A 12077-nucleotide genomic window follows, 5' to 3' on the forward strand; every position below is an offset into this window, starting at 1 on the left:
TTAAGACTTCTTCGCTGTATCAGCCGGAGCTGCTTTTTGCGCCGGGTCAGTAACTTCCTGCACTTTTACCTGCACGCCCGGTCTGATTTTCTGCAAGCCGGAAACGATCAGGCGGTCGCCTGCTTTCAATCCTTCAGTAACCAACCATTTATTACCAATGGCCTGATTAGCAACCAGCGTGCGCATTTCAACTTTGTCATCTGCGCCGACAACCATAGCAGTAGCTTCGCCACGTGGGTTACGCGTCACACCTTGTTGAGGCACCAACAGTGCATCAGGTCTGACACCTTCATCCAAACGGGCACGAACAAACATGCCAGGCAGCAGCGCCTCGTTCGGGTTAGGGAAGATGGCACGGATAGTAATTGAACCGGTCGTTTCATCGACGGTGACACCAGAGAATTCCAGAGTACCGGTTTGTGCGTATTCAGAGCCGTTTTCCAGTAACAAGCGAACCTTGGCCTTGCCGTTTTCTTGCTTGAGCGTGCCATCAGCCAGCTCTTTTTTCAGGCGCAAGAATTCATCGCTTGATTGAGTCACATCGACATACATCGGATCAAGTTGCTGAACTGTGGTCATTGCCGTTGCCTGACCACTGGTCACCAATGCACCTTCAGTAACTGAAGATTTACCGGTACGCCCACTGATTGGCGACGTAACCTGAGTATATGCCAGGTTAATACGCGCTGTTTCTACCGCCGCTTTTGCTGCCAGAACACTCGCATTAGCTTGCATTGAGTCAGACACAGCCTGGTCATACTCTTGCTTACTGATGTAATTGGTACCCAGTAATGGTTTGTAGCGATTCACTGTCAGGCGGGCAATTTCAGCGGCAGCTTGTGCTTTCGCTAAATCACCTTTGGCGCTGTCATAAGCGGCCTGATATGTGGCTGGATCAATTTGATAAAGTGATGTTCCGGCGGTGACATCACTGCCTTCAACATAGTTACGTTTAAGAATGATCCCGCTAACTTGTGGGCGAACTTCTGCAACACGGAATGCGGACGTGCGGCCCGGTAGTTCGGTTGTGATATTCAGTGGTGCTGCTTTCAATGTCACAATACCGACTTCAGGTGCCTGTTGAGCATGGGCTTGCGCCGCATCTTTATCATTACATCCTATAAGTACTAAGCTGCCTGAAAGTACCAGAATTGCAGCCAGAGGCATTACCCCTCTGTTTTTGCTCATAGATAAACCTCAAGTGTCCGATTTTTAATTTAATTCAATGGATCACAAGCTTTAAAACCCATTGCTGCGTAAATTATATGTGCGTGCTATGGTACATACATTCGTGAATGTATGTAAATCGCACCCCCTCGAAAAAACAACGCTATGGCACGAAAAACCAAACAGCAAGCCGAAGAGACCCGGCAACAAATTCTTGATGCCGCAGTGCGGGAGTTTTCTGCGCATGGCGTTTCCGGCACTTCACTTACTGATATTGCCGCCGCCGCAGGCGTAACCCGAGGCGCAATTTATTGGCACTTCAAGAATAAGGTAGACCTGTTTAACGAAGTTTGGGAGTTATCAGAGTCTAAAATTGATCAGCTCGAATTAGAGTATCAGGCAAAATATCCCGATAATCCACTCCGCATCCTGCGTGAAATACTCATCTATGTTCTTGTTTCTACGCGTGAGGATTGCCGACGCCGTGCACTAATGGAGATTGTATTCCATAAATGTGAGTTTATCGGTGAGATGACCTCAGTCCATGACGCGCGTAAAGTTCTTGATTTAGCTAGTTATGAGCGAATTGAATCGGTTTTGCAAGACTGTATTGATGCAAATCAATTGCCCGTCAACCTTGATACTCGTCGAGCTGCGATTATCATGAAAGCTTATATTACAGGTTTGATGGAAAACTGGCTCTTTATGCCAGAAAGTTTTGATATAAAACAAGAGGCACCGGTATTAATTGATGCCTATCTGGAGATGCTAGGCCATAGTCTTTCGTTGCGAAAAGGGTTAAATAACAAAGCATCGGATTAACTGGAGGTTTATATGAGTAGTTCACTGGTTGTGATTGCGAATGGGGCCGCCTATGGCCATGAGTCATTATTTAATGCTCTGCGTTTATCTATTGCGTTAAAAGAACAACAAGCCGATCTCGATTTACGCCTTTTTTTAATGTCTGATGCCGTCATTGCTGGTCTTAACGGGCAACAACCACGTGAAGGTTACAATTTACAGCAGATGCTAGAGATTCTTACAGCACAGAATGTTCCGGTTAAATTATGCAAAACTTGCGCCGATGCCCGTGGTGTGACTGGGTTAACGCTGGTTGATGGTGCAGAAATCGGTACTTTGGTTGAGTTGGCTCAATGGACGTTAGCCGCTGATAAAGTTCTCACGTTCTAAGTAATAAGGGGATTATTACTCTTCCCTGAATCAACCGATATTGCTGGTTGTTACATCCTATTCAACAACAACTGCGTAACAGCCCGCATTATTACAGCTATTCACGCTCTGAAAGATTTTTCTTATTATGACTCGAGACTGAACGTGATAGGATTTCAGCCTCTCTGTTGAAATGAAGTTCAAATATGAGCAGCAGATCCCATAATCAATATTCTTTACCCTTATCCATGCCAGTCATGACGTCAGTGGGGGCATTTTTATTACGCCTTCAGACAATGCTTATCCTGCTTATAATTGCCTTTATATCTTTGCCATCGACTTTTGCATCTGGAATCAATATTGATGTGCCGACCCGCACTGAGGTATTAAGCCAACTGGATACACTATCAAAACAAAAAATATTGTCGCCAGCGGAAAAGTTATCACAGCAGGATCTGACTAAAACGTTGGAATACCTTGATACCATTGAGCGTACCAAGCAAGAGGCCAGTCAACTTAAACAACAACTGGCACAAGCTCCCGCAAAATTACGGCAGGCGACAGAGGGGCTGGATGCGCTTAAGAATAGTACCGCTGACCCGCTGACCCGGGAGTCATTGGCGAATTATTCGCTGCGCCAATTGGAATCACGTCTAAATGAAACGCTGGATGATTTACAATCAGCTCAGGAAGACCTCTCCGCTTATAATAGCCAGTTAATTGCCCTGCAAACTCAGCCCGAACGGGTGCAGAGTGCAATGTATAACGCATCAATGCGTTTAATGCAGATTCGCAATCAACTCAATGGATTAGCGCCAAATCAAGAGGTTCTGCGTCCAACCCAGCAGCAAGAGTTATTGACTGAGCAGGTGATGTTAAATGCGCAGTTGGATTTGCAACGTAAAAATCTGGAAGCTAACACCACCTTACAGGATTTACTGCAAAAACAACGGGATTACACTACTGCGCACATAAACCAACTGGAGCGCTACGTACAGCTACTGCAAGAGGTGGTCAGCGGCAAACGATTAATCCTATCAGAAAAAACAGCCAAAGAAGCGCAAGCACCTAATGATGCAACTGATATTCAAAATGATCCGTTAGTTAGCCGAGAACTGACGATTAACAAAGAATTAAGTCAGCGCCTGATTAATGCCACGAAAGAAGGCAACACCCTGGTACAACAGAATATCAGAGTTAAAAACTGGCTGGATCGCGCGCTGCAATCGGAACGTAACTTAAAAGAACAAATTACTGTATTACGCGGTAGCTTGTTGCTTTCGCGTATCTTGTATCAACAGCAGCTCAATTTACCGGCTGCGGGTTTGATAACCAATATGGGGCCACGTATTGCTGACTTGCGCTTGGAGCAATTTGAAATAAATCAGCAACGTGACCAGCTATTCCAGGGGGATGACTATATCCAAACCCTGATGAATGACAGTAAAGAGAAGATCAGTCCTGATGTAGAAGACGCGCTGGGGCAAATTGTTGATATCCGCCGTGAGCTACTGGATCAGTTGAATAAACAGTTGGGTAACCAACTGACATTGGCTATCAATCTGCAAATTAACCAACAGCAGTTGCTCAGCGTCAATGAATCACTGCAACATACTCTGACACAGCAGATTTTTTGGGTCAGTAGCAATAAACCGATGGACTGGTCTTGGCTAAAAGCCTTACCGGGCGCACTTAAAGCTGAACTGAGCAATTTTCACTTTACCCTGTCACCGGGGGATGTGTTAGCGGGGTTGATCAAATCAGTGGTGTTCTTACTACCCATGTTGATTGTGGTGGGGGTGATCCGATCACGCTATAACATCATTAATAAACATTTGGATAGGTTGGCGGCTGACGTCGGGCAACTCAAGCACGACAGCCAAATGCATACGCCAAATGCCATTATGCTCACTTTACTGAAAGTCTTGCCTGGGGCCTTAATTATCCTAGGTATTGGCTATTGGTGCCTGCGTTCAGACTTTAATCTTAGTGATTTCCTCTGGAGCTTATTCCAACGTTTGGCGCTGTTCTGGCTAATATTTGATCTGACCTATCGTATGCTCTCGCCAGGGGGAATTACCGAGCGACACTTTATGATCGCGGCTGACCGATGCGCGCATTATCGCCGCCAAATGGTGCGATTAGGGGGGGCATTGTTGCCGGTGATATTCTGGTCGGAATTGGGAGAGAAAAGTCCACTTCGATTGGTCGATGATGTCATCGGGCAAATTGTTATTGTTATTGCATTGGCACTGCTGGCCCTGTTTGTCTATCCATTCTGCCGCGATAGTTGGCGTGAAAAAGATTCCCATGCGGTGCGGTTGGTGATTGTGACTGCGGTTGCGGTAACCCCCATCATTTTGATTGGCTTAATGATGGCAGGATATTTTTATACGACACTGCAACTGGCTGGTCGCTGGATTGATAGCCTGTACTTATTGTTCCTGTGGAATATCGTTTACCTGACGGCAATTCGAGGTTTAGGGGTAGCCGCGCGGCGTTTGGCCTATCGTAGGGCCATTGCCCGGCGGCAAAGTTTGGTGAAAGAGGGGGCTGAAGGTGGTGAGCCGGTTGAAGAGCCGCCATTAGCCTTGGACCAAATTAACCAACAGTCATTACGCCTGACAACGATGGCGCTCTTCCTGATTTTTGCCACTTGTTTCTATTGGATTTGGGCGGACCTGATAACGGTTATTTCCTATCTGGACAGTATCTCTTTGTGGCATTACACCTCAACAGTCGCTGGTGCTAGCGTCGCGCAGGCTGTGACCTTGGGGAATATGCTGGTGGCTTTGATGGCATTGGTGGTTGCCTATGTTCTGACTCGTAACTTGCCGGGCTTACTTGAGGTTGTGGTATTGTCGCGCCTGCAACTGCGCCAAGGCACTTCTTATGCCATCACCACCATTCTGACTTATCTCATCACGGCGGTCGGTGGGATAACCGCGTTAAGTTCGCTCGGTGTTTCGTGGGATAAATTGCAATGGTTAGTGGCGGCATTGTCTGTTGGTTTGGGGTTTGGCTTGCAGGAAATCTTTGCCAACTTTGTATCCGGTTTGATTATTCTGTTTGAGCGGCCCGTTCGTATCGGCGATACCATTACCATTGGTACTTTTTCGGGGAATGTCAGCAAGATACGCATCCGTGCGACGACAATTACCGATTTTGACCGTAAAGAAGTCATTATTCCGAACAAAGCATTTGTTACCGAGCGCCTGATCAACTGGTCACTGTCAGATACCATTACGCGCATCATCATTAAAGTGGGTGTCGCCTATGGTTCTGATCTGGCGAAAGTAAAAGATGTACTGTTACAAGCCGCCCATGAGAATCCACGAGTTATGGTTGATCCTGAACCGCAAGTCTTCTTCCTAAACTTCGGTTCCAGCACTCTTGATCATGAGTTACGCCTGTATGTTCGTGAATTGAGAGATCGCAGCTATACGGTGGATGAATTGAACAGGGCTATTGATAAGTTATGTCGTGATAATGACATTAATATCGCCTTTAACCAGTTGGAAGTGTATCTGCACAAACCAGATGGTACCGAGATTCAGGAAGTCAGTCGCCCGCTTGATAAACAGGGCTTACCGGCTGAGCAATCGGAATTGGGAGATACTAAGCCTGACTTACCGGATATCAATAAGCCGCTTGCTTAAGGCATTAGGCTGTATAGGCAGTAGCGCACCATTACTGATGGAGTCTCTACAGGTCGGGTAATATACCTGCATCACTAAGGCGACACGTTAGTGTATCGCCTTGGCTAAACAGCAGAAGTGATATCTTCAATCTGAGTTTTGACGGCGGAGCTTACGCTGATAATCAAGTTGCACGATCGCTAACGCCGCCAGTGCTGTCTCGGGCGCTATCTCATTGCATTCCAGCAGATAGATAAGATCTACTGCCAGTTGCAGTTCTGGTGGAGCTTTTTCAACTGACATAATCTGACCAACATTTGATTTGCAGTTAATCGGGAAGTCGGGTGTGAATATCGGACCTGGGTTCCACCTGACCTGATTCAACCTATATACCCACTAGATTTCAACATGCTGGAAAGCGGTAAGCCAGGTAATCCCGATTAACTGACACCAGTCAGTAATTCGGGTGAACGCAAGCCGTCAACATCTGCACTTGAAAGAGGGCGGGCATAAACATTATAGAGAACTATTTGCTGTCGGAATCTCAATGATTCAAAAAATGTGACAAATATTCAAAAACCGTTCTCTTTTTTCTCAATACTGCGTTCTATTCTTATCAACGCCTGCCGGCAGCGCATTAGGCGCCCCTCGAGTGCCGCTAGCTCTTTCTGTATTTTCTGCTGCTCAGATAACAAACTTTGCTTACCAAGTTGGCTCTCTCTATCCTGAATCATGGCCAATATTCGCCGTTCATAATCTTGATGTTCAGCCAGCTTATGGTAAGGGTCCAATTTATTATCCCGAGGTTCAGGATTGGATTTTCTTAATTTTTGTGTAGCCAATTCTCTTTGCAATGCAGAAATCTGGGCAACCAGTTTTTCAGCGAGAAAAGCAACCTGTTGTGTGCGATTATCAGCAACCACCTGCTTTAGTTGTGCCATATTTTTACGTATTTCCTGTAGATAATCGCGGAAACGGTTGCCATGATTACCAAACAGCTTTAGATCAAAACGGGCTTGCTGAGAGGGAATGTTTGCCTGAGGGCCAACTTGCGCTGACAGCGCTTCAATTTGACTTTCAAGCACCTGCAATAATTTTTCCGTACTCATGGCGCTTCTCCTTGGCATTTCCCGCCAGCTTGCCTTCGAATGGCGGCAGATACAAGCTTGGAGGAGGGTAAATAAAATAGATACCGACGTCTGGTGCAAATAATGGCAAGAATATCTATTGATGATGTTCAACGCATGGGTTAATGATAACGCTTTATTAAAGTGATGATAAAGGGAGCTTATGTCTCGTTGGTTTTTGATAACCTTGGGTTGGCTGGCGGTGATATTGGCAACGTTAGGTGTCGTGCTTCCTCTGTTACCCACCACACCGTTTTTGCTGTTGGCCGCCTGGTGTTTTGCACGATCCTCCCCGCGATTTCATCACTGGTTGCTCTACCGTTCATGGTTTGGTAGCTATATACGTACCTGGCAACAACATCGAGCATTGCCTGTGGGCACTAAATGGAAGGCAATACTGGTTACCATACTTACATTTGCTGTTTCACTTTGGTTGGTGAAAATCTGGTGGGTGAGAGGCATATTACTTATTATGTTAACCCTACTGTTGACCTTTATGTGGCGAATGCCAGTTATTGACCTATCGCAACAAAAACGGCGCTGAGCAATTCACACTAGTTGCATTTTAGTGCCAGTTTGCATAGATTTGAGCGTTTTCGTGCGCGGGGTAATCCCTCGTTGCATCCTTAATGTTAAGGATGCAGTGACTTAAACTATCGGAGTATTATCGATAGTGAGACTAAGTTACTCAGCCGATGCCATTTAACATCGACTGGCCGCGCTTAAGTATGTACAGCAGTTTTATCAGGCACAAATTATGACCGCTACTGCACCTAATACAGCACAACAGCTTCAATATATTAAAGACAGTATCAAAACCATCCCCGATTATCCAAAAGCGGGAATACTGTTTCGTGATGTGACCAGCTTGCTAGAAGATCCATTAGCCTATGCCGCTAGCATCGAATTGCTGGTAGAGCGCTATCTGGGTAAAGGCGTGACCAAAGTAGTGGGTACTGAAGCTCGCGGCTTTCTGTTTGGTGCTCCGGTAGCCCTGTCGCTGGGTGTCGGTTTTGTTCCGGTGCGTAAACCCGGTAAATTACCGCGGGAAACTATCAGCGAAAGCTATGAGTTGGAGTATGGCACGGACAAACTTGAGATCCACACCGATAGCATTAAACCGGGCGATAATGTCTTAGTGATTGACGATTTGCTGGCTACCGGCGGCACAATCGAGGCAACGGTTAAGCTCATCCGTCGGCTGGGTGGCGTCGTGACTGACGCTGCATTTGTGATTGATTTGCCTGAATTGGGCGGCGAAGCGCGTCTGACTCAGCAAGGTATCACTTGCTATAGTTTGGTCTCGTTCAGCGGGCATTGATTTTATCCCCAAAGAATGTGGAGTTGCAGGTAGGCTGCAAGTGAATACATCCCGATAAACTTACCCAGGTAGATGATTTGGGTGAATGAAAGCAGCCAACAGCACTCTGGACTGAAAGATGGTAGGCATAACAATCTGGTGGTCATCAACCGTGACCGTCAGATTATTCGATGAATATCGGGAAAATATTATCAATGCAAACTGCCATTCACTTATTAGAGTGGCAGCGAATAAATACGTGAAGACTCGCCCCATGGGTGATAACCCAATCCAGTAAAAGTAAAACCATACTTTTCGTAGAACCCGATATGGTCAGTACATAAATGTAGTGTATCAAAACCTAATTGTTTGGTTTCTTTAGCAATATGCCTGATCAGTAATTCACCATAAGCATACCCCCGGTGTTGCTCTTCAATATAAAGCGCACATAACCAAGGGTACAGATCCATACGGCTAATAAAATCATTGGTGATTAATCCAGCGCAACCAATAATTTCATTATTCATTTCCATCAAATACCATTGAGGTAAAGGATTTTTAGCTGCAATACAAAGACTGATGCAATCCTGATAAAGCATTTTAGTCTCTTCCGTGGCCCACTTATTCTGAAAATAGCGGATAGATTGATCTTTATACTCAGGGTGACTTCTCACCGAGATGATTCTTATCATTATTTTTTTCCTAACGCACTAATTATACTCACTATTTTTGGTAGAGATCCCAGCGATTACCGTAAATATCTTCGAATACAACCACCATGCCATATTCCTCTTTGCGAGGTTCTTCGCAGAATGTCACTCCTTTTGATTTCATCAACTCATAATCACGCCAGAAGTTATCTGTCTCAAGAAAAAGGAATACTCGACCACCGCATTGATTACCAATAAACGCAGTTTGATGGTCATTGGATGCCCGAGCTAGCAATAAACGACACTCACTGTCTTCTGTCGGCGAAACCGACACCCAACGTTTCCCTGGTTGTGCCTCATCTTCTCGCAGAAAAAAACCTAACTTTTCGGTATAAAATTCAATCGCTTTATCGTAATCATCAACGACGATAGCAATATAGCCCATCCCTCTTTTTTTACTTGTCATAAATCCGTCCATTGTTAATTGACCAAAACTGGGTGCCGCTGATTATTAACTATAACTTCTTGATAGCCTAGGCATCGGCACTGATTGAATACCATGCAAAATCCAGCAGTCAGGGAAGCAACTTTACACTCTGCTAATCTCCGTTACCTGTCAGAGCAAATTTCCGATCGTACTAAGGCCGGTATTTCACAATAGATTGCCAGCATAACATCCAGATTGTGGAATAAAAATGAACAGGCCACCGTTGTAAAATTCATTGCTGGCAATATCGATTCTTTCAACATGGGGGAGAGTCAGAAAGGAAATAAGAACGGGATTATTACGGCATCGCAGGGTACAAAGAATCGACAACTCTACTTCCACAAAGTAAATTTGTGGGAATGACGATGGGCGTACTGGTACACTAAGATTCAACCTGTAGCTATTCGGGTTAATGTGTTCAAAAACAAACCACTTAATATATGTAGGTTAAATAGTGGTTTTTTTACTGGTGATTAAATTATTCTTTATAAATCAATGATGAAGTATTAATGAGCTATCAGGTCCTTGCCCGTAAGTGGCGCCCCCAAACGTTTGCAGACGTCGTTGGTCAGGAGCATGTCCTGACGGCGCTGGCTAATGGCCTTTCATTAGGGCGAATTCATCACGCCTATCTATTCTCCGGCACCCGTGGCGTTGGCAAGACATCGATTGCACGACTATTAGCCAAAGGTCTTAACTGCGAAACCGGCATTACAGCGACGCCTTGCGGTACCTGTGCTAACTGCCTGGAGATCGAACAAGGCCGTTTTGTTGACCTGATCGAGATAGATGCCGCCTCGCGCACGAAGGTAGAAGATACCCGAGAACTGCTGGATAACGTTCAATATGCTCCAGCCCGTGGCCGCTTCAAAGTGTACTTAATTGATGAAGTGCATATGCTGTCGCGCCACAGTTTCAATGCGCTACTAAAAACTCTTGAAGAGCCGCCAGCTCATGTGAAATTCTTGCTGGCGACTACGGACCCTCAGAAACTGCCGGTGACTATCCTTTCCCGCTGTTTGCAATTCCATCTCAAAGTGATTGATGTTGAGATTATCCGTGGGCAGCTTGAAAAAATATTGCTGGCAGAGCAAATCAGTAGTGATGCGCGAGCATTGCAATTACTGGCACGGGCGGCCGATGGCAGTATGCGAGATGCGCTTAGTCTGACAGATCAGGCCGTTGCGATGGGCGATGGGCATGTGACGACAGCTACAGTCAGTCAAATGCTGGGAACGCTGGATGACGAGCAACCCTTGGCGATTATCGAGGCGCTGGTCAGTGCTGATGGTGCGCGGGTGATGGCTCAGGTAGAACAAGCGGCATCACGTGGTGTCGATTGGGAAAACTTATTGGTCGAAACCCTAAGTTTGCTGCACCGCATTGCGATGGTGCAACTGCTGCCATCAATGTTGGATAATCACTATGCGACGGTTGAGCCTCGGTTACGCGAACTGGCCCGCACATTGCCGCCTACAGATATCCAGCTATATTATCAAATACTGTTAATGGGCCGCAAAGAGCTGGCTTATGCGCCGGATCGCCGCATGGGGGTTGAAATGACCTTATTGCGAGCGTTAGCTTTTCATCCTAAAGCGATAATTGCCGAACCGCAGAGTGTATCTGTCAGTGCGCCAGCAGCGATTGTGGCTAACAATGCACCGCAGCACTCCCCAAATACGCAACAGCCCGCATCTACTCACTCAGGGCCACCGCAAGATGTACCACCGCTAGGGCTTGCCGCTGAAGTGAGTACTCAGCTGCCAGATTCTACTGCGCAGCTCCTTCAGGCACGGACCCAGTTGTTGCGACAATCCGGGACAACCACACCAAAAAAGAATGAGCCGGCAGCGCCAGGAAAAGCGCGGCCGGCAACCTCGGCACTGGAGCGTTTAGCTTCGGTGACTGAGCGCAGCCAGCAGCGTCTGGCCGCTAAATCAACCGAAGAAAAGAAACCGGCGAAGAAAGAAGCTTATCGCTGGACCGCGCAGAATCAGTCTGAGGTCGTAGCTGAGCCAGTTACCACGCCTAAGGCGTTGCGCTCTGCGTTAGAGCATGAAAAAACACCAGAGCTTTCTGCCAAATTGGCTGAAGACGCCATGGTGCGGGATCCTTGGGCGGCAGAGATAGATAAGCTACATGTTCCGAAATTGGTACAGCAACTTGCGTTGAATGCATTTAAAGAAGAAATAGAACCGGGTAATATTTGCCTTCACCTGCGTTCTAGCCAGCGGCATTTAAATTCGCCCTCGGCACAAAAGGCGCTGGCTGATGCATTGAGTGAATTACACGGTAATGCTGTCACACTTAGCGTTATCGAAGATGACAACCCGGCGGAGCGTACTCCGCTGGAATGGCGGCAGGCCATTTATGAAGAAAAGCTGGCACAAGCACGCCAGTCGATTATTGCGGATAATAATATTCAGACACTGCGTCGTTTCTTCGATGCAGAATTGGATGAAGAGAGTATCCGGCCGGTTTAACCGCTGCGGTAAGTACATGGTGTACTGACGCGGCCCCTTGCTATGAGAGATGACT

The 12077-nt window shown here is 46.4% G+C and carries 11 protein-coding genes and 1 other annotated feature; of the genes, 6 read left to right on the forward strand and 5 right to left on the reverse strand.

Translation table 11 applies throughout. The features are described 5' to 3' along the window. On the reverse strand, positions 1 to 1188 hold the full coding sequence (acrA, locus tag Q2T71_RS04150; protein WP_372558210.1) for an efflux RND transporter adaptor subunit AcrA: 1188 nt from the start codon (positions 1186 to 1188) through the stop codon (positions 1 to 3). 144 nt (positions 1189 to 1332) lie between these two features. On the opposite strand from acrA, the gene acrR reads away from it, so the two are divergent. From acrR to mscK, 3 genes are all read left to right on the forward strand, one after another. Continuing rightward, complete coding sequence (gene acrR, locus Q2T71_RS04155) at positions 1333 to 1989, forward strand: multidrug efflux transporter transcriptional repressor AcrR (protein WP_372558211.1); 657 nt, start codon at positions 1333 to 1335, stop codon at positions 1987 to 1989. 12 nt (positions 1990 to 2001) lie between these two features. Next, a complete protein-coding gene (locus Q2T71_RS04160; protein ID WP_083159977.1) occupies positions 2002 to 2358 on the forward strand; it encodes a DsrE/DsrF/TusD sulfur relay family protein in 357 nt (118 codons plus the stop codon). A 185-nt stretch (positions 2359 to 2543) separates the two neighbouring features. Beyond that, on the forward strand, positions 2544 to 5996 hold the full coding sequence (mscK, locus tag Q2T71_RS04165) for a mechanosensitive channel MscK (RefSeq protein ID WP_372558212.1): 3453 nt from the start codon (positions 2544 to 2546) through the stop codon (positions 5994 to 5996). Between the two features lie 126 nt (positions 5997 to 6122). Here the strand turns inward: mscK and rsmS are convergent, their stop codons facing one another. Together rsmS and priC are read right to left on the reverse strand one after the other, a co-directional pair. Then, positions 6123 to 6278, reverse strand: a complete 156-nt coding sequence (rsmS, locus tag Q2T71_RS04170; RefSeq protein ID WP_050086075.1) for a pleiotropic regulatory protein RsmS — start codon at positions 6276 to 6278, stop codon at positions 6123 to 6125. A 269-nt stretch (positions 6279 to 6547) separates the two neighbouring features. Next, the gene (gene priC, locus Q2T71_RS04175; RefSeq protein ID WP_372558213.1) at positions 6548 to 7084 is read right to left on the reverse strand and encodes a primosomal replication protein PriC; all 537 of its coding nucleotides are present in this window, start codon (positions 7082 to 7084) and stop codon (positions 6548 to 6550) included. A 181-nt stretch (positions 7085 to 7265) separates the two neighbouring features. Here priC and Q2T71_RS04180 point away from each other — a divergent pair, with 181 nt between their 5' ends. Together Q2T71_RS04180 and apt are read left to right on the forward strand one after the other, a co-directional pair. Further along, positions 7266 to 7646 carry a DUF454 family protein gene (locus tag Q2T71_RS04180; RefSeq protein ID WP_372558214.1) on the forward strand — a complete coding sequence of 127 codons (381 nt, stop codon included), beginning with the start codon at positions 7266 to 7268 and terminating at the stop codon, positions 7644 to 7646. A 213-nt stretch (positions 7647 to 7859) separates the two neighbouring features. Further along, positions 7860 to 8423 (forward strand): adenine phosphoribosyltransferase, encoded by a 564-nt coding sequence (gene apt, locus Q2T71_RS04185; protein WP_083159969.1) that lies wholly within the window; start codon positions 7860 to 7862, stop codon positions 8421 to 8423. A gap of 215 nt (positions 8424 to 8638) precedes the next feature. On the opposite strand, the gene Q2T71_RS04190 is transcribed toward apt, so the two are convergent. Further along, positions 8639 to 9094, reverse strand: coding sequence for a GNAT family N-acetyltransferase (locus Q2T71_RS04190; RefSeq protein WP_372558215.1), 456 nt, complete (start codon positions 9092 to 9094; stop codon positions 8639 to 8641). Between the two features lie 31 nt (positions 9095 to 9125). Further along, positions 9126 to 9518, reverse strand: a complete 393-nt coding sequence (locus Q2T71_RS04195) for a VOC family protein (protein WP_372558216.1) — start codon at positions 9516 to 9518, stop codon at positions 9126 to 9128. A gap of 530 nt (positions 9519 to 10048) precedes the next feature. On the opposite strand from Q2T71_RS04195, the gene dnaX reads away from it, so the two are divergent. Beyond that, positions 10049 to 12022 (forward strand): DNA polymerase III subunit gamma/tau, encoded by a 1974-nt coding sequence (dnaX, locus tag Q2T71_RS04200; RefSeq protein WP_372558217.1) that lies wholly within the window; start codon positions 10049 to 10051, stop codon positions 12020 to 12022. Next, positions 11353 to 11416, forward strand: a sequence feature (DnaX frameshifting element). Its footprint overlaps the gene before it by 64 nt. Positions 12023 to 12077: the final 55 nt, after the last annotated feature.

The organism is Yersinia sp. 1652 StPb PI, from assembly GCF_041538345.1.
Taxonomy (GTDB): Bacteria; Pseudomonadota; Gammaproteobacteria; order Enterobacterales; family Enterobacteriaceae; genus Yersinia; species Yersinia enterocolitica_E.